This window comes from Streptomyces caniferus (assembly GCF_009811555.1).
In the GTDB taxonomy this organism is placed as follows: Bacteria; Actinomycetota; Actinomycetes; order Streptomycetales; family Streptomycetaceae; genus Streptomyces; species Streptomyces caniferus.
This window is the reverse complement of record NZ_BLIN01000002.1, coordinates 801,783-818,353: the sequence shown is the minus strand read 5'-3', so window position 1 is coordinate 818,353 and position 16,571 is coordinate 801,783. Positions and strand designations below refer to the sequence as shown.

At 71.7% G+C, this 16,571-nt stretch carries 14 protein-coding genes and 2 pseudogenes; 7 read left to right on the top strand and 9 right to left on the bottom strand.

Features of this window, described 5'->3' with window-relative positions; all coding sequences use genetic code 11:
* Positions 1-26: 26 nt before the first annotated feature.
* Entirely contained in the window at positions 27-1,700 is a 1,674-nt protein-coding gene (locus Scani_RS05430; RefSeq protein ID WP_159470539.1) for a fumarate hydratase, read from the bottom strand.
* Between the two features lie 259 nt (positions 1,701-1,959).
* Here Scani_RS05430 and Scani_RS05425 point away from each other — a divergent pair.
* Both Scani_RS05425 and Scani_RS05420 read left to right on the top strand, forming a co-directional pair.
* Positions 1,960-2,595 (top strand): annotated as a pseudogene (locus Scani_RS05425) (DUF1707 SHOCT-like domain-containing protein); the annotation flags it as partial.
* 424 nt (positions 2,596-3,019) lie between these two features.
* Entirely contained in the window at positions 3,020-3,379 is a 360-nt protein-coding gene (locus Scani_RS05420; protein ID WP_159470537.1) for a WhiB family transcriptional regulator, read from the top strand.
* Positions 3,380-3,531: 152 nt separating this feature from the next.
* On the opposite strand, the gene glpX is transcribed toward Scani_RS05420, so the two are convergent.
* Positions 3,532-4,563, bottom strand: coding sequence for a class II fructose-bisphosphatase (glpX, locus tag Scani_RS05415; protein WP_159470535.1), 1,032 nt, complete (start codon positions 4,561-4,563; stop codon positions 3,532-3,534).
* A 236-nt stretch (positions 4,564-4,799) separates the two neighbouring features.
* On the opposite strand from glpX, the gene Scani_RS05410 reads away from it, so the two are divergent.
* Positions 4,800-5,336: a DUF4245 domain-containing protein gene (locus tag Scani_RS05410; protein ID WP_159471731.1), complete on the top strand. Its 537-nt coding sequence runs from the start codon at positions 4,800-4,802 to the stop codon at positions 5,334-5,336.
* A 150-nt stretch (positions 5,337-5,486) separates the two neighbouring features.
* Here Scani_RS05410 and Scani_RS05405 read toward each other — a convergent pair whose 3' ends face one another.
* The 4 genes from Scani_RS05405 to Scani_RS05390 form a co-directional block, all read right to left on the bottom strand.
* A complete protein-coding gene (locus tag Scani_RS05405) occupies positions 5,487-6,080 on the bottom strand; it encodes a malonic semialdehyde reductase (RefSeq protein ID WP_159470533.1) in 594 nt (197 codons plus the stop codon).
* A gap of 206 nt (positions 6,081-6,286) precedes the next feature.
* The gene (locus Scani_RS05400; protein ID WP_159470531.1) at positions 6,287-6,583 is read right to left on the bottom strand and encodes an exodeoxyribonuclease VII small subunit; all 297 of its coding nucleotides are present in this window, start codon (positions 6,581-6,583) and stop codon (positions 6,287-6,289) included.
* A 29-nt stretch (positions 6,584-6,612) separates the two neighbouring features.
* Positions 6,613-7,848, bottom strand: a complete 1,236-nt coding sequence (gene xseA / locus Scani_RS05395; RefSeq protein WP_159470529.1) for an exodeoxyribonuclease VII large subunit — start codon at positions 7,846-7,848, stop codon at positions 6,613-6,615.
* A gap of 219 nt (positions 7,849-8,067) precedes the next feature.
* Positions 8,068-9,519 (bottom strand): APC family permease, encoded by a 1,452-nt coding sequence (locus Scani_RS05390; protein ID WP_159470527.1) that lies wholly within the window; start codon positions 9,517-9,519, stop codon positions 8,068-8,070.
* A gap of 83 nt (positions 9,520-9,602) precedes the next feature.
* Here Scani_RS05390 and Scani_RS05385 point away from each other — a divergent pair, with 83 nt between their 5' ends.
* Positions 9,603-10,634, top strand: a complete 1,032-nt coding sequence (locus Scani_RS05385) for a 4-hydroxy-3-methylbut-2-enyl diphosphate reductase (protein ID WP_159470525.1) — start codon at positions 9,603-9,605, stop codon at positions 10,632-10,634.
* Positions 10,635-10,755: 121 nt separating this feature from the next.
* The gene (gene ppgK / locus Scani_RS05380; RefSeq protein ID WP_159470523.1) at positions 10,756-11,631 is read left to right on the top strand and encodes a polyphosphate--glucose phosphotransferase; all 876 of its coding nucleotides are present in this window, start codon (positions 10,756-10,758) and stop codon (positions 11,629-11,631) included.
* 61 nt (positions 11,632-11,692) lie between these two features.
* Here ppgK and Scani_RS41940 read toward each other — a convergent pair.
* Positions 11,693-11,983 (bottom strand): annotated as a pseudogene (locus Scani_RS41940) (DUF6542 domain-containing protein); the annotation flags it as partial.
* A 571-nt stretch (positions 11,984-12,554) separates the two neighbouring features.
* Here Scani_RS41940 and ychF point away from each other — a divergent pair.
* Positions 12,555-13,643, top strand: a complete 1,089-nt coding sequence (gene ychF, locus Scani_RS05370; RefSeq protein ID WP_159470519.1) for a redox-regulated ATPase YchF — start codon at positions 12,555-12,557, stop codon at positions 13,641-13,643.
* 123 nt (positions 13,644-13,766) lie between these two features.
* Here the strand turns inward: ychF and Scani_RS05365 are convergent, their stop codons facing one another.
* Together Scani_RS05365 and Scani_RS05360 are read right to left on the bottom strand one after the other, a co-directional pair.
* On the bottom strand, positions 13,767-14,348 hold the full coding sequence (locus Scani_RS05365; RefSeq protein WP_159470517.1) for a Uma2 family endonuclease: 582 nt from the start codon (positions 14,346-14,348) through the stop codon (positions 13,767-13,769).
* 72 nt (positions 14,349-14,420) lie between these two features.
* Positions 14,421-15,164 carry a carbonic anhydrase gene (locus Scani_RS05360; RefSeq protein ID WP_174872619.1) on the bottom strand — a complete coding sequence of 248 codons (744 nt, stop codon included), beginning with the start codon at positions 15,162-15,164 and terminating at the stop codon, positions 14,421-14,423.
* Positions 15,165-15,478: 314 nt separating this feature from the next.
* Here Scani_RS05360 and Scani_RS05355 point away from each other — a divergent pair, with 314 nt between their 5' ends.
* Positions 15,479-16,546, top strand: a complete 1,068-nt coding sequence (locus Scani_RS05355; protein WP_159470515.1) for a class I SAM-dependent methyltransferase — start codon at positions 15,479-15,481, stop codon at positions 16,544-16,546.
* Positions 16,547-16,571: the final 25 nt, after the last annotated feature.

Sequence of the window (16,571 nt, the reverse complement as noted above, 5' to 3'; positions counted from 1 at the left end):
GGGTTTTGCCGGTGGGGCCGGGTGCGTCAGCTGCCCGAGCGCACCGGGATGCTGGTGAACGTCGGGGCCGGGGCCGGGTCCTGGAAGAAGTCGTTGCCCTTGTCGTCGACGACGATGAAGGCCGGGAAGTTCTCGACCTCGATCTTCCAGACCGCTTCCATGCCGAGCTCCTCGTACTCCAGAACCTCGACCTTCTTGATGCAGTCCTGGGCCAGACGCGCGGCCGGGCCGCCGATGGAGCCGAGGTAGAAGCCGCCGTGTGCGGCGCAGGCGTCGGTGACCTGCTGGGAGCGGTTGCCCTTGGCCAGCATGACCTTGGAGCCGCCGGCCGCCTGGAACTGCTCGACGTAGGCGTCCATCCGGCCGGCCGTGGTCGGGCCGAAGGAGCCGGAGGCGAAGCCCTCGGGGGTCTTGGCCGGGCCCGCGTAGTACACCGGGTGGTTCTTCAGGTACTCCGGCATCTCCTCGCCGGCGTCCAGCCGCTCCTTGATCTTCGCGTGGGCGATGTCGCGCGCGACGACCAGCGTGCCGGTGAGGGAGAGACGGGTCTTGACGGGGTGCTTGGTGAGCTCGGCCAGGACCTCGTCCATGGGGTGGTTGAGGTCGATGGCGACCGCGTCGAGGTCGGGGCCCGCGCCCTCGGTCAGCTCCTCGTGCGTCGTCTCCGGAAGGAAGCGGGCCGGGTCGGTCTCCAGCTGCTCCAGGAAGACGCCCTCGGCGGTGATCTTCGCGACGGCCTGGCGGTCCGCGGAGCAGGACACCGCGATGGCGACCGGGCAGGACGCGCCGTGGCGGGGCAGGCGGACGACGCGCACGTCGTGGCAGAAGTACTTGCCGCCGAACTGGGCGCCGATGCCGATCTTCTGCGTCAGCTCGAAGACCTTCTCCTCCAGCTCCTTGTCGCGGAAGCCGTGGCCGGTGGGCGAGCCCTCGGCGGGCAGCTCGTCGAGGTAGTGCGCGGAGGCGTACTTGGCGGTCTTCATCGCGTACTCGGCGCTGGTGCCGCCGACGACGATCGCGAGGTGGTACGGCGGGCAGGCGGCCGTGCCGAGCGAACGGATCTTCTGCTCCAGGAACTTCATCATGGAGGCCTCGTTGAGGACCGCCTTGGTCTCCTGGAAGAGGAAGGACTTGTTGGCGCTGCCGCCGCCCTTGGCCATGAAGAGGAACTTGTAGGCGCCGCCGTCGGTCGCGTACAGCTCGATCTGGGCCGGCAGGTTGGAGCCGGTGTTCTTCTCGTCCCACATCGTCAGCGGAGCCATCTGCGAGTAGCGCAGGTTCAGCTGGGTGTAGGCGTCGTAGATGCCGCGGGAGAGGGCCGCCTCGTCGCCGCCCTCGGTCAGCACCTGCTGGCCGCGCTTGCCCATCACGATCGCGGTACCGGTGTCCTGGCACATGGGCAGGACGCCCGCGGCGGCGATGTTGGCGTTCTTCAGCAGGTCGAGCGCGACGAAGCGGTCGTTGGCGCTGGCGTCGGGGTCGTCCAGGATCTTGCGGAGCTGGGCGAGGTGGGCCGGGCGCAGGTAGTGCGAAATGTCGTGCATCGCCTCGGCGGCCAGCTTGCGCAGCGCCTCCGGCTCGACCTTGAGGAACGTCCGGCCGTCGGCCTCGAAGGTACTCACGCCCTCCGAGGTGACGAGGCGGTACGGGGTGTTGTCCTCACCTACGGGGAGAAGGTCGGTGTAGGCGAATTCCGGCATCGAAGGTCATTCCTTACTCGGAGAGGTCCGGCTGACATCTACGGCAGCGCCTCCACAGCGTAGAACCCTGGCGCGCGGACGCCGCTGTGAGGTAAGGCTCAGTCGGTACGAGGCCGTAGCGGTCGATCCCTGGTCGCGATCTATCGCGTTTCGGTACGCTGGGGCCGTGGATGCAGACAACGGGGGACGACCGGGCCCCGAGAACCCGCCCGGACCGCTTCAGAAGCAGGACCAGCGGCAGGGCCGGCAGCCGGTCGACATGATCAAGACGGCGCCCGCGCCGGCCGCGGTGGCCGAGGGCGACATCCGGGCGTCCGACGCGGACCGCGACCGGGTCGCCGAGATTCTCCGCGAGGCGCTGGCCGAGGGCCGGCTCGACCCGGAGGAGCACGCCGAGCGGATCGACACGGTCTATCGCGCCAAGACCATGGGCGAACTGGAGCCCGTCGTCCGCGATCTGCCCGCGGCGGGCAAGGAAGGCGCCCGGCCGGGCCAGGAGGCGTACGCCCACGGTCCCGGCGCGCCGGTCCCGGACCAGAATCTCGTGGCGATCTTCAGTGCCTCGGTCCGCAAGGGCCGCTGGCAGGCCCCCGCGCGGATCAACGCCTTCGCCCTCTTCGGCAGCGTCGAGATCGATCTGACCGAGGCCGTCTTCCCGCAGCAGCAGGTCCAGATCAACGTCACGGCGATCTTCGGCAGCGTCGAGATCCGGGTCCCGGAGAACATCACGCTGCGCAGCAGCGGCTCCGGCGTCCTGGGCAGCTTCGAGGTCGAGTCCAACGACGCCGAGGACGCCGACGCCCCGCAGGTCGTGATCAACGGCTATGCCGTGCTGGGGAGCGTGGAGGCCAGGCCCAAGCGCGGCGCCTGGATCCGCGATCTGCGCGACCGGCTGTGGGAGGGGCACCGGGCGCTCCGGGACGAGCTGCGCGAGGAACGGCGGGAGCGCCACCACCAACTGCGCCAGGACCGGCACGAGTGGCACGAGCGGCTGCGTGCCGAGCGCCATGAGCGCCGGGACCGGTTCCGCAAAGGCGCCGGGAGCTGACGGCGCGGACGCGGCGAACGAGGGCCCGGGCGCGGCGAGTCGAGGGCGCGGCGGCGATCGGTCACCCGCCGCGCGGCGGGTGACCCACCGCAGGGTGCGTCACCCGCGATTTTCTCCTTGTCGCACGATCGCCACGGTGTGCATAAGCGTGCGCACAGCGGGTAGGGCTGGTGCATCGTCTCTCGTACGGCTGCGGGGTGCGGAAAAAGGCCGTGCGCAGCGAGACGGGCAAGGGTGATTCTCGCGCCGAAGCCGTCGTCAGGAGTAGACCGTGCTGCTACCGCAACAGCCCCTGCAGGATGCCGCTGTCGTTCCGTCCCAGCAACTGCCTGCTCGCGACGAGGCCGGCCCCTGGCATTCGGAGGCGGTGTGCCGCCGGGACGAAGCCGGGCTGTTCTTCGCCCCGTCCAAGGAGCCGACCGCCGCGCGGCTGGCCAGAGAAGAGGCCGCGAAGCGGGTCTGTGCCCGCTGCCCCGTGATGGTCGAGTGCCGGGAGCATGCACTCCTCCAGCCCGAGCCGTACGGCGTCTGGGGCGGTCTGACCGCGGCCGAGCGCCGGGTCGTACTGACCCGTCGGCGGCGCCGGGAGAGCGAGCTCCAGCGCGCCGCCCATATGCCGGCGGCAGGCTAGACGGCCGCGCGAGGCTTCGGCCCATAGACGCACCCCCCCCAAGCCAGGCCGCACCCCAGGGCGTATGGGCCATTTCGCCCCCGCCGGAGCTTCTCCGGCGGGGGCGAAGTGCGGGTACGGGCGGGCCGGTTGCACGGGCCGGCCGCTCTCCGCTAGCTGGGGCGCTCGAAGTCCACCGAGCTGTACGCACGCAGCTTGGACAGCCGGTGCTGGGAGTCGATCTGGCGGATGGTGCCGGACTTGGAGCGCATCACCAGGGACTGGGTGTAGGCGTTCTCGGCGCGGTAGCGGACACCGCGCAGCAGCTCGCCGTCGGTGATGCCGGTGGCGACGAAGAAGACGTTGTCGCCGCGGACCAGGTCGCCGATCTCCAGCACCTTGTCCAGGTCGTGCCCGGCGTCCAGCGCGCGCTGCCGCTCCTCGTCGTCCTTGGGCCACAGCTTGCCCTGGAAGGCGCCGCCCAGACACTTCAGCGCACAGGCCGCGATGATGCCCTCGGGCGTACCGCCGATGCCCAGCAGCAGGTCCACGCCGGTGCCCTCGCGGGCCGCCATGATCGCGCCGGCGACATCGCCGTCGGCGATGAACTTGATCCGGGCCCCGGCCTCCCGGACCTCCTTGACCAGGCCCTCGTGGCGGGGCCGGTCCAGGATGACCACGGTGACGTCCTCGACCGAGGACTTCTTCGCCTTCGCGATCCGCTTGATGTTCACCGCCACCGGCGCCGTGATGTCGACGAAGTCCGCCGCTTCCGGGCCCGTGGCGATCTTGTCCATGTAGAAGACCGCGGACGGGTCGAACATCGAGCCGCGCTCGGCCACCGCCATGACGGACACCGCGTTCGCCATGCCCTTGGCGGTCAGCGTCGTCCCGTCCACCGGGTCCACGGCCACGTCGCACTCCGCGCCGGTCCCGTCGCCCACACGCTCGCCGTTGTAGAGCATCGGGGCGTTGTCCTTCTCGCCCTCGCCGATGACCACGACGCCGTTCATCGAGACGGTGTGGATCAGGGCGCGCATGGCCTTGACCGCGGCGCCGTCCGCGCCGTTCTTGTCACCTCGGCCCACCCAGCGGCCCGACGCCATGGCACCGGCCTCGGTGACCCGGACGAGTTCCAGGGCGAGGTTGCGGTCCGGGGCCTCGGGGCTGACCTCGAGTGGGGACGGGAGATGATGCTCGGTCATCGAGCGCACCTTTCTGAACGGCGACGGCCGTGAAGGAATGAGGGTGGCTGTGCGGGGGTGCGGGGGTTTCCCCCGGAGGTTCACAGTATCTCCAGGCCGCCAAAATGAGCAGAGGGCCCTTCGCATGAGCACCCGCCGAGGAGCCGTTCGCCGGGGTGTCCGTGCAGGTGAGCGGCTTTGCCGGGGGGCCTGTCGGGGGCGCGCCGGGGATGGGGGACGATAGGGGCGTGGCAGGTATGCGAGGCAGACAAACGGTGCGGGACATGGTCCTGTCGCTGGCGGTGATCGGCATCCTCGTCGGGGCGATCTACTTCTTCATCCCGCACGACGAGAGCGCGGACGCGGCCAAGAACGCGGTCAAGAAGGTCGACTACCGCGTCGAACTGATCACGGCCCGGCGGGCTGCGCCCTACCCGGTCGCCGCGCCCGAGGGGCTGCCCAAGACCTGGCGCGCCACCTCCGTCTCGTACAAGGCGAGCGAGGACGGCAAGGGCGGCGCCTGGCATCTGGGCCTGCTCGACCCGGAGCAGGAGTACGCGGCCGTCGAGCAGAGCGACGCCATGCCGCGGAAGTTCATACAGGAGGTCACGCTCGGCGCGACCAAGGCCGAGGGCAAGCAGGCCGTCGGCAGCAAGAAGTGGGACCGCTACAAGGGCGACAAGTACAACGCGCTGGTCCGCGAGGAGCCCGGGGTGACCACGGTCGTCACCGGCACCGCGCCCTACGGGCGGCTCGCCGACCTGGCCGCCGCGCTGGTGGCGAAGAAGGGCTGAGCGCCCGAGGCGCCACGGACACCGAAGGCGCCGAGGGCTCCGAAGACAGCGACGAGGCCGCCGCACCCGGGAGGGGTGCGGCGGCCTCGTGCGTGCTGCGGAACGGGGTGTCCTGCGGCCTCGAGCGGGGCGCGGACGTGCGGTGCCCGCTCAGACGGTGGCGACGGCCTCGTCGAAGGTCAGCCGCGGGGAGCGCGGGAAGAACGCGTCGGTGCCCGGCTTGCCGATGTTGATGATGAGGAACGACTTCTGCTTGCCGTCGCCGAAGAACTCCTTGTCGACGCCGGTGAAGTCGAAGCCGGTCATCGGGCCGGCGGCCAGGCCGGCGGCGCGGACGCCGACGATGAAGTAGCCGGCCTGGAGGGTGGCGTTCTGGGTGCCGGCCACCTCGCGGCGCGCGGCCTCGGAGAAGAAGGTGTCCTTGATGCCCGGGGCGTGCGGGAAGAGCTGCGGCAGCTTCTCGTGGAAGTCCAGGTCCACGGAGAGGATCGCGGTCAGCGGCGCGCTGAGGGTCTTCGGGCCGTTGGCGCCCATGGCGTGGTTGACCAGGCGCTCACGGGCCTCCTGGGAACGGACCAGGGTTATCCGCAGCGGCGACTGGTTGAAGGCGGTCGGGCCGAACTTCACCAGGTCGTAGATGGCCTGGACCTGCTCGTCCGTCACCGGCTCGTCCGTGAACGTGTTGGCGGTCTGGGCCTCCCGGAACAGGAGGTCCTGAGCGGCGGCGTCAAGGGCGAGAGACATGTGGGCACCTCGGTGAGTGGGGGTGGGGTTCAGGTTCTGTGCCCTGCAGACAGTAGTGATCATGCGGCTACTACAGGGGTGATTCGGGAACCACTGTAGAAAAGTAATAGATTAAGATTCAACTAAAACGGGGGATTGTGAGGCGGTTCACAGAGCTTGGCTTCGCGGGGAGGGCCGCCCCCTGTCGCGTCCGGCGCGCTCCGCCGCTACGCGCGCCCCGCCTCCGGTCCCTCCGGCGACTCCGCCAGGGCCGCGTCCAGCCGCGCCCGGGCGCCGTCCAGCCAGCGCCGGCAGACCTTCGCCAGGGCCTCGCCGCGCTCCCACAGCGCGAGCGACTCCTCCAGCGTCGTACCGCCCGCCTCCAGGCTGCGGACGACCTCGATCAGCTCGTCCCGCGCCTGCTCGTAGCCCAGCGTGGAGTCCACCGACTCCACCGGGGCCGCCGCACCGGCCGCCGCGCCCTGCTCCGCGTCCGCCGCGTGATCCGTCTTCGCCTTCGCCATGTCTCCCACCCTAAGAGTCTGTCTTTGCACTAGTCGGCGGGTGTGCCGGCGCCCGGGACGCCGTCCACCCGCACCCGGAACTCGCCCTCCGCCACCCGGGCCCGCAGCGCGTCGTCCGCGCCGACCTCGTCCGGTGTGCGCACCGCCGTTCCGTCCGCTTTCTGCAGGACCGCGTAGCCGCGCTCCAGCGTCGCCTTGGGGGAGAGCGCGACCACCCGGGCAAGGGTGTGCGACAGCTCCGAGTCGGCGCGGTCCAGCAGATGCCCCAGGGTCCGCCGGCCGCGCTCCAGCAGCGCCGTGATCTGCTCCTCGCGCTCCTCGACCATCCGCTGCGGCCGCTGTATGCACGGCCGCTGCAGCGCCCCGGCCAGTCCGCGTTCCTCACGCTGCAGGAAGCCGTCGATCGCGCGCAGTGCCCGCTCCCGCAGCTGCTGGACCCGGGCCAGCTCCTCGCCCACGTCCGGCACGACCTTCTTCGCCGCGTCCGTCGGCGTCGAGGCGCGCAGATCGGCGACCAGATCCAGCAGCGGGGTGTCCGGCTCATGGCCGATCGCCGAGACGACGGGCGTCACGGCCGCGCCCACGGCCCGCACGAGCTGCTCGTCGGAGAACGGCAGCAGGTCCTCCACGCTGCCGCCGCCGCGCGCGACGATGATCACGTCCACCTCGGGCAGCGCGTCCAGCTCCTGGACCGCCGCGACCACCTGCGGGACCGCATGCACCCCCTGCACCGGCACATTGCGCACCGCGAAGCGGACGGCCGGCCAGCGGTGCCGGGCGTTCTCCAGGACGTCCCGCTCGGCGGCGCTCGCCCGGCCGCAGACCAGCCCGATCAGCTGCGGCAGGAACGGCAGCGGCTTCTTGCGGTCCGCGGCGAACAGCCCCTCCGCCGCCAGCGACTTCTTCAACTGCTCCAGCCGGGCGAGGAGTTCACCGACCCCGACCGGCTTGATCTCGGCGGCCCGCAGAGAGAGCTGGCCGCGCGGGGCGTACCACTCCGGTTTCGCGTGCACCACCACCCGGGCGCCCTCGCTCACCACGTCGGCGACCTTGTCGAAGACCTGGCGGTAGCACGTCACGCTCACCGAGATGTCGTACGACGGGTCGCGCAGCGTCAGAAAGACCACTCCCGCGCCGGGGCGCCGCGAGAGCTGCGTGATCTGCCCCTCGACCCACACCGCGCCGAGCCGGTCGATCCAACCGCCGATGAGCCGGGAGACCTCGCCGACCGGGATCGGCGTTTCCGGGGACGTAGAAACAGCCATACGAGCGAGACTAGCGGCGGGCACTGACAGTGGCGGCGCTCGCGCGGTACGTGGCCGGGCGGCCGGGCCGTGCCCGGGGAGTGTCCGCGAAGGCCGCCCGGCCGGGCCGCACCCGTCAGCTCCGTACCGGGCCCGCGATATCCGCCCCGCGCCCGCCCCGCCGGCCCTGCACCCCGCCGGCCCCGCACCGCGCCCGTCGCTTCAGCCCCGCCCGTCCCGTCAGCCGCGCTCCCCGCCCGCCCGCGCCCGCCCCCGGTACTGCGCCGCCAGCACCACCAGCCCCACCACCAGCCAGGCCCCGCCCACGGCCCGGGCGGCGGCGGAGGCCTCGGCGATCACCGCGACCACCACCGCCAGCCCCAGCAACGGCACCACCAGATGCCGCGGTACGCTCCGCGCCGCGGCCGTCCCGCGGATCCAGAACCAGCCGATCACCGACGCGTGCAGCAGCCCGAACGCGGTCAGCGCCCCCACGTTCACGACCGACGACAGCTGATCGAGCCCGTCGTCCCTGCGGGCCGCCCACACCGCCGCCACCAGCGTCACCAGCGCCGCCCCCAGCAGCGCCCGGCGCGGTACCCCGCTGCCCGTGTCCACCTTCGACATCGCCCCCGGCAGCCGCCGGTCCCGGGCCATCGCGAACAGCAGCCGCCCGGCCGCCGCCTGCCCCGCCAGCGCCGCGAACGCCGCGCCGACGGCCTTGCTGACCGCCACCAGATCGTGCAGCCAGCGGCCCACCGACGCGTCGACCGTGGCGTAGAAAGCGGCGCCCTGCTCTCCCGGCCGGGCCGCCAGCTCCGCCGCGCTCATCGGCATCAGCAGCGCCGCCAGATACGTCTGCACCGCGAACAGCACACCGGCCACCGCCAGACAGGTGAGCACCGCCCGCGCCATCCGGTCCGGCCCGCCGCGCGCCCGGCCGCCCCGGCCGCCGCCGGCCTCCTCGGCGAACGACGCGATCGCGTCGAAGCCCAGGTACGAAAGCACCGCCACCGACACCGCGGCCAGCACCGCCTGCACCGAGAACCCGCCCTCGCCGGTCAGCGGCTCGGCCCAGCCCCGCGGCGGCCCGTGCACGACCAGCTCGACGACGGCCGACACCACGAACACCGCGAGCACCACGATCTCCATCGCCAGCACCGCGAAGCCCACCCGGGCCGCCGTCCGCACACCCCACAGGTTCAGCAGCGTGGTCACCGCCACCGCCAGCGCCGTCCACACCCACTGGTGCACCGACGGCACCAGCGCATGCAGCGCGATCCCGGAGAACAGGTACGCCACCGCCGGAATCAGCAGATAGTCCAGCATCGCCATCCATCCGGCGACGAACCCGGCACCCTCGCCCAGACCCACCCTGGCGTACGTGTAGACCGACCCGGCACCCGGCGCGACGCGCACCATCTGGGCGTACGAGAAGGCGGTGAACGCCATCGCCACGGTCGCGACGAGGTAGACGGTGGTGACCGCGCCGTGCGAGACGGCCTGCAGGGTGCCGAAGATCCCGACCGGTGCCATCGGGGCGATGAATAGCAGCCCGTAGACGACCAGGTCCCGGAACGTCAGCGTCCGCCGCAGCGCACCCGGGGCGCCGCTGTCCCCGTCCCCGTCGGCGGCGGTGTCCGCCGCGCCGTCCGCCCCCGGTCCGCCCGCGTCGCCGCTCGTGCCCGGCATCCTGCCTCCTCGCTCCGTGCCGCCCTCAGTCTGGGACAACGGCGCGATCTTCCGGGGCGGGGCACGGCTTTACGATGGGACGCATGACTTCCTCGCCCAGCCCGAAGCCCGCCACCACCCCGGGCGACGACGCATCGCCCCGCAGCGGCCGGCGCAAGGTCCTGCTCGCCGCCCCCCGTGGCTACTGCGCGGGCGTGGACCGCGCCGTGATCGCCGTGGAGAAGGCCCTGGAGCAGTACGGCGCCCCCGTCTACGTACGCCACGAGATCGTGCACAACAAGTACGTCGTCAAGACCCTGGAGAAGAAGGGCGCGATCTTCGTCGAGGAGACCGGAGAGGTACCCGAGGGCAACATCGTCATCTTCTCCGCACACGGCGTGGCGCCCGTCGTCCACGAAGAGGCCAAGCGCGGCAAGCTCGCCTCCATCGACGCCACCTGCCCGCTCGTCACCAAGGTCCACAAGGAAGCCGTCCGCTACGCCAAGGAGGACTACGACATCCTCCTGATCGGTCACGAAGGCCACGAAGAGGTCATCGGCACCAGCGGTGAGGCGCCCGAGCACATCACCCTCGTCGACGGCCCCGAGGACGTCGCCAACGTCGACGTCCGCGACCCGGACAAGGTCGTCTGGCTCTCCCAGACCACGCTCTCGGTCGACGAGACCATGGAGACGGTGGACGCCCTCAAGGGCCGCTACCCCAACCTGCTCTCGCCGCCCAGCGACGACATCTGCTACGCCACCCAGAACCGCCAGATCGCGGTGAAGCAGATGGGTGCCGAGGCCGATCTCGTCATCGTCGTCGGCTCCAAGAACTCCTCGAACTCCGTGCGCCTCGTCGAGGTGGCGCTGGGCGCGGGCGCCCGCGACGCCCACCTGGTCGACTACGCCGAGGAGATCGACGAGGCCTGGCTGGAGGGCGTCGGCACGGTCGGTGTCACCTCCGGCGCCTCCGTTCCCGAGGTGCTCGTCCACGGCGTCCTGGACTGGCTCGCCCAGCGCGGCTACGAGGACGTGGAGACCATCACCGCCGCCGAGGAGTCCATCCACTTCTCGCTGCCCAAGGAGCTGCGCCGGGACCTGCGCGCCGAGGCCAAGGCCGCCACCGAGAGCTGAGGCCCGCGCGGGCCGGACCCGCCACCGAGGGCTGACACCCGCCGCCCCCGCTGCGTCCGCCGGGACACCGGTCGGTGCATCCCGGGGGCGAGCCGCCCCGCCGACGCCTAGCCTTTTCCCCATGAAGGTCTTCGGTGTGGACATCGGCGGATCGGGCATCAAAGGTGCCCCGGTGGATCTGGAGCGCGGCGACCTCGCGGAGGAGCGCTACAAGGTGCTGACCCCGCATCCGGCCACCCCGGATGCGGTCGCGGACGGCGTCAAAGAGGTCGTGGACCACTTCGGGTGGTCGGGGCCGGTCGGTGCGACCTTCCCCGGTGTGGTCACCGGCGGGACGACCCGTACCGCCGCCAATGTCGACAAGGGCTGGATCGGCACCGACGCCGCCGGCCTGCTCACCGCACGGCTCGGCGGCGAGGCCGGCGGCAGCCCCGTCACGGTGCTCAACGACGCCGACGCGGCCGGCCTGGCCGAACTGCGCTTCGGCGCCGGCCGCGGCCGGACCGGCACGGTCATCGTGCTCACCCTCGGCACGGGCATCGGCAGCGCCGTCTTCACCGACGGCCGCCTGGTGCCCAACTCCGAGCTCGGCCACCTCGAGCTGCACGGCCACGACGCCGAGAAGCGCGCCTCCACCAAGGCCAAGGAGGACGAGGAGCTGAGCTGGCAGCACTGGGCGCACCGGGTCCAGCGGTACCTCGCCCATGTGGAGATGCTCTTCTCGCCCGAGCTGTTCGTGATCGGCGGCGGGGTGAGCCGCAAGGCGGAGAAGTTCCTGCCGCTGATCGAGGGCGTCAGCGCGGAGATCGTGCCGGCTCAGCTGCAGAACAATGCGGGGATCGTGGGGGCCGCGATGGCTGCTTACGCCGCTCGGGCTGGCGAGCCACCTGCCGCGGACGGTTCCCCGGCCGCGGCCGCCCCGCAGGCCGGTCCTGCGGACCGCGCGGTCCGCTCTGCGGTCGACTCGCCGGTCGGCTGGCCCGACGCCGGGCGATGATCAGCACCCGGCGGACGATCGCGAGCAGCGCGCTGACCAGGGTGCCGGCGTAGAGCCAGCCCGCGTTCAGCGCGAGGACGGTGAAGAGGCCCATCAGCAGCCCGTCGAACCCGCCCGTGCCGCGCTGGATCGGCAGCGCACCGAGCGTGAACGCGATCGGCAGCGTGACCGGCGCGATGACCAGGTCGTACGGCCTGACCCAGAGCGCCGCGCCGATGCCGACCAGCAGATAGCAGACGCCGTACGGGGTCGGTGCGCCGCCGAACAGCAGCCGGTCCAGGAAGGCGAAGGCCAGCAGCGCCAGTGTCGCGAGCAGCCAGCAGCCGAGGCCGGTGAGCCTGGCCGCCGGCATCCGGCGCCGCAGCGCGGGCGGTGCGGACGGCAGGGGGCGCTGCGGGCGCGCCCGGTACACGGTCGCGGACTCCCTGCCCTCCGGTGGGGCGGGGGCGCGTGAGGGGGCGATGTGCGGCGCCCGGACGGGTGCCCGCGCCGTACCGGCCTGGGCGGGACCGCGTCCCGCATGGACGACCGCTGGTGCGGAGGCCGGCACGGACGCGAACCCGGAGGCCCGCATCGCGGTGAGGAAGTCGTCGTCGGGATCGGGGGCCACGGCCTCCGCGGGGCGCGGGAGCCGGGCGTCCTGGCCCGCTGGCGGTCGTACGGACCGCGGCGGGCCGTGCTGGGGGGTGCGCGCTTCGTGTTGCTCCACCCGGCAACGGTAGGCCGCTAAGTGGGATTAACCGGTTACGGGACACGCCCTTTGGGCCGAGCCCGTTGCGGATTCGTTCCGTGCCCGGAGCCGGACGGGGCGCGGCCGGTCCCGGTGGCGGCGGCGCGGGCCCGGCCGCCCCGTAGACTGGTGGATCGGCCCTCCCGGGGCCGTGCCCACCCCACCACCTCTCGTTCGGAAGTCGAGTCGCCACGTGTCGCTCACGATCGGAATCGTCGGTCTGCCGAATGTCGGCAAGTCGACCATGTTCAACGCCCTGACCAAGAACGACGTGCTGGCGGCCAACTACCCGTTCGCCACCATCGAGCCGAACGTCGGCGTCGTCGGCGTCCCCGACCCGCGTCTGGCCGAGCTGGCCGGGATCTTCTCCTCCCAGAAGGTCCTCCCGGCGACCGTCGACTTCGTCGACATCGCGGGCATCGTCCGCGGCGCCTCCGAGGGCGAGGGCCTGGGCAACAAGTTCCTCGCGAACATCCGCGAGTCCGATGCGATCTGCCAGGTCATCCGCGCCTTCAAGGACGAGAACGTCGTCCACGTCGACGGCAAGGTCTCGCCCAAGGACGACATCGAGACGATCAACACCGAGCTGATCCTCGCCGACCTCCAGACCATCGAGAAGGTGCTGCCGCGTCTCCAGAAGGAGTCGCGCATCAAGAAGGACGTGGCCCCGAAGGTCAAGGCGGTCGAGGCGGCCAAGGAGATCCTGGAGAAGGGCGACACCCTCTTCTCCCAGGGCATCGTCCAGGGCTCGGGCAAGGAGGAGCTCCTCCACGACCTCCACCTCCTCACCACCAAGCCCTTCCTCTACGTCTTCAACGTCGACGAGGACGAGCTGACCGACGAGGACTTCAAGAACGAGCAGCGCGCCCTGGTCGCCCCCGCCGAGGCGATCTTCCTGAACGCCAAGCTGGAGGCCGACCTCGCCGAGCTGGACGAGGACGAGGCCCTGGAACTCCTCCAGTCCGTGGGCCAGGAGGAGCCGGGCCTGGCCACCCTCGCCCACGTCGGCTTCAACACCCTCGGCCTGCAGACCTACCTGACGGCCGGCCCCAAGGAAACCCGCGCCTGGACCATCAAGAAGGGCGCCACCGCCCCCGAGGCCGCCGGAGTCATCCACACCGACTTCCAGAAGGGCTTCATCAAGGCCGAGGTCATCTCCTTCGCCGACCTCGTCGAAACCGGCTCGGTAGCCGAAGCCCGCTCGGCCGGCAAGGCCCGCATGGAGGGCAAGGACTATGTGATGCAGGACGGCGATGTGGTGGAGTTCCGCTTCAACGTGTAGCCGCACGCACGCCGCAGGCGGCGTGGGCCGCCACCGTGCAGAGCAAAGGGGCCGGACGCGCGTCGTCCGGCCCCTTTCGGCTTCCCGCGCCGTCGTGGTGCCGACCCGGACGGAACCGTGACCTCAGTCGGAGCGGCCCGGTGCGAGCTTGTCCAGATCGAGGCTGATCTCGAAAGGCCGGGACCGCTTGAGTGCGTGGCGGAAGATCCCTGCCGGGGCGTAGGCACCGGTCGGTGCGTCGAGTTCGTAGACGTGTACGGCGGGGACGGAGTCCTCGTCCTCGATGCACCAGTAGTGGGGGATTCCGGCCTCGGCGTACTTGCGCAGCTTGACGGTCCGGTCACGGTGAGCGGATTCGGGCGAGACGACCTCGATGACGAGCACGACGTCCTCGGGGGCGTACCAGGTGCGGTCCGCCTCGTACGGGGCCGTGGTCAGCAGCAGGTCGGGCTCCGGGCGGTTGCGGGCGTCGAGGCGGATGGTCATCTCCCGCTCGACCTCGACGCCGCCGGGGGCCTGGTCCATGAGAGCCACGGTGAGGGTCGTGACGAGGCGGCCGTGCCACGACCGTTGTGGGGACATCATGAAGACGAGCGCTCCGTCGATGAGCTCGGTGTGGCGGGGTGCCTCGGGGAGGCGGTCCAGGTCCTCCGCGAACCAGCCTTCCGCGCGTGGCGGGCGCATCCAGTCGGGCAGTGCGGTCATGGCTCAACCGTAGCGACTCGGGGAGGCCGGGGCCACGAGATCATCGACGTCGGCGCGGGCCCGCCCCTTCGGTCAGGACGGTGCGCCGGAGAGGACTTCCACCTTGCCGCTGTCGAGGGAGTAGTAGGCGCCCACCACGGCGAGGCCGCCCTTGGCGACGAGGGGGGCCAGGTCCCGGTTGGTGCGCAGGCCGGCCGCGGTCAGCTTGACCTGGGCGCGGGCCATGGTGTCGACGGGGTCCTTGCCGGGGGCGCGCACCGTCTGTTCGTACGCCGGCCGCAGCGCTCTGACGATCGCCTCCAGGTTGCCCGGCAGGGGTTCTCCGTCGCGGAGCGACTTGTACGACGCCTCGACGGCGCCGCAGCGCTGGTGTCCGAGGACCACGACGAGCGGGGTTCCGCTGGTCATGGGCCCGTACTCCACGGAGCCCGTGACCACCGGGCCGACCGCCTCGCCGCCCGTGCGCATCACGTAGAGGTCGCCCAGCCCGGTGTCGAAGAGGAGCTCGGGCGGTACCCGGGAGTCGATGCACGCGAGGACGGCCCCGAAGGGCTTCTGCTCCTGGGCCACGAACTGGCGTCGGTTCGGGTCCCGGTCGGGGTGCTGGAGGTCGCCGCTCACCCAGCGCGCATTGCCGTCCATCAGCCGCTCGAAGGCCGCGGCGGGCGTGGTCGGCCGGGGCGACGACGAAGCGTCGGCCGCCGCGACCGGGGCGGCGCCGGTCGACGAGCATCCCGCCAGCGCGGCGGTGGCCACCGTCAGGCCGCCCGCGAGCAGCGCTCTGCGATCCGGATGTCCGTGTCCCGCTCCGTCCATGGGCCGTTCTCCTCAGTCCGCCGAGATGCTTCGGTACGTGTTGACCGGGGCGATTGTCCGGCGCGGGGGCGGAAGGCGGCGGCAGGCACAAGCGGGCGCGGGTCACTTTGCCACCGACGGCCCACAGGGAAGGCCGGGACGGCGGCGCGAGCGAGCGCTGAAGACTCCCGGGTCTTCGCCTGGCATCGAAAGAAGGTAAAAGGGCGACAAAGTTCACTCACGGGGCAGTGTGGCCGACGGCGGCGCGGTGGGCCCGCGTCGCGCCGTTCCCCGGGGGAGTCGCACCGTACTCCGCGTGGCAGGAGGAGGCGGCGATGACCGAGCGGACCCTGGACGCGGCGCGGCAGGAGGAGTTCGCGGGCCGGATGCTCCAGGTGCTGAACGACTCCTGTCTGGGGCATCTGTGCAGTCTCGGCCACCGTGCCGGGCTGTTCGACGTGATGTCGGGTCTGCCGCCCGCGACCAGTGCGCGGATCGCCGAGGCGGCCGGGCTGGACGAGCGCTACGTACGGGAGTGGCTCGGCGGGATGACCGTCGGCGGCATCGTCGAGTACGCGCCGGAGGACGGCGGCTACCGGCTGCCGCCCGAGCACGCCGCCGCGCTGTCCCGGGCCGCGGGTACGGACAACATGGCCGCCCTCATGCAGTACTTGGCGATGATGGGCGATGTCGAGGACGAGGTCCTCACGGCGTTCCGGGCCGGCGGTGGGGTGCCGTACTCCTCGTATCCGCACTTCCAGGACGTGCAGGCGGAGGAGACGGCGCGGGTGTATGATGCCGCGCTGATCGACACGATCGCGCCGCTGGTGCCGGGCCTCGCGGACCAACTGCGGTCCGGGATCGACGCGTTGGACATCGGTACCGGGCAGGGCCGTGCCGTGAATCTGCTGGCGCGCGCCTTTCCCGCGAGCCGGTTCGTGGGGGCGGACATCTCCGAGGCGGGCATCGCCGTGGCGCGCGCGGAGGCTGCACGGTGGGGGCTGGACAACGCCCGCTTCGAGGTGGCCGACACGGCCGAACTCGCCGGCTCCTACGACCTGATCACGGCCTTCGACGTGATCCACGACCTGGCCCGTCCGGCGCGCACACTGGCCGCCGTGGCGAACGGGCTGCGAGACGACGGGGTCTTCCTGATGGGCGAGATCGCGGCCTCCAGCGAGCTGTCCGAGAACATCGGCCACCCCTTGGGGCCCACCCTCTACGCGCTGTCCGTCTTCTCCTGCATGACCGTCTCCCTCGCGGAGGGCGGCGCGGGGCTGGGCACCGCATGGGGGCGGCAGACCGCGTTGCGGATGCTCCGGGAGGCGGGGTTCGGCGACGTCGTGACCCGGGAGGTGCCGGGCGACATCCTGAACGTGTACTACGTCGCGCGGAAGGGGTGAGGGGCCTCGCGCGGCGCCCGGCCGT

Bases quoted from the DNA above. Each gene is read 5' to 3' on its own strand.
- Scani_RS05360 (WP_174872619.1), bottom strand. From the start codon at position 15,164: ATGGACGGAGCGGGACACGGACATCCGGATCGCAGAGCGCTGCTCGCG.
- Scani_RS05365 (WP_159470517.1), bottom strand. From the start codon at position 14,348: ATGACCGCACTGCCCGACTGGATGCGCCCGCCACGCGCGGAAGGCTGG.
- glpX (WP_159470535.1), bottom strand. From the start codon at position 4,563: ATGACCGAGCATCATCTCCCGTCCCCACTCGAGGTCAGCCCCGAGGCC.
- Scani_RS05390 (WP_159470527.1), bottom strand. From the start codon at position 9,519: ATGCCGGGCACGAGCGGCGACGCGGGCGGACCGGGGGCGGACGGCGCG.
- xseA (WP_159470529.1), bottom strand. From the start codon at position 7,848: ATGGCTGTTTCTACGTCCCCGGAAACGCCGATCCCGGTCGGCGAGGTC.
- Scani_RS05405 (WP_159470533.1), bottom strand. From the start codon at position 6,080: ATGTCTCTCGCCCTTGACGCCGCCGCTCAGGACCTCCTGTTCCGGGAG.
- Scani_RS05410 (WP_159471731.1), top strand. From the start codon at position 4,800: ATGCGAGGCAGACAAACGGTGCGGGACATGGTCCTGTCGCTGGCGGTG.
- Scani_RS05400 (WP_159470531.1), bottom strand. From the start codon at position 6,583: ATGGCGAAGGCGAAGACGGATCACGCGGCGGACGCGGAGCAGGGCGCG.
- Scani_RS05385 (WP_159470525.1), top strand. From the start codon at position 9,603: ATGACTTCCTCGCCCAGCCCGAAGCCCGCCACCACCCCGGGCGACGAC.
- Scani_RS05430 (WP_159470539.1), bottom strand. From the start codon at position 1,700: ATGCCGGAATTCGCCTACACCGACCTTCTCCCCGTAGGTGAGGACAAC.
- Scani_RS05355 (WP_159470515.1), top strand. From the start codon at position 15,479: ATGACCGAGCGGACCCTGGACGCGGCGCGGCAGGAGGAGTTCGCGGGC.
- ppgK (WP_159470523.1), top strand. From the start codon at position 10,756: ATGAAGGTCTTCGGTGTGGACATCGGCGGATCGGGCATCAAAGGTGCC.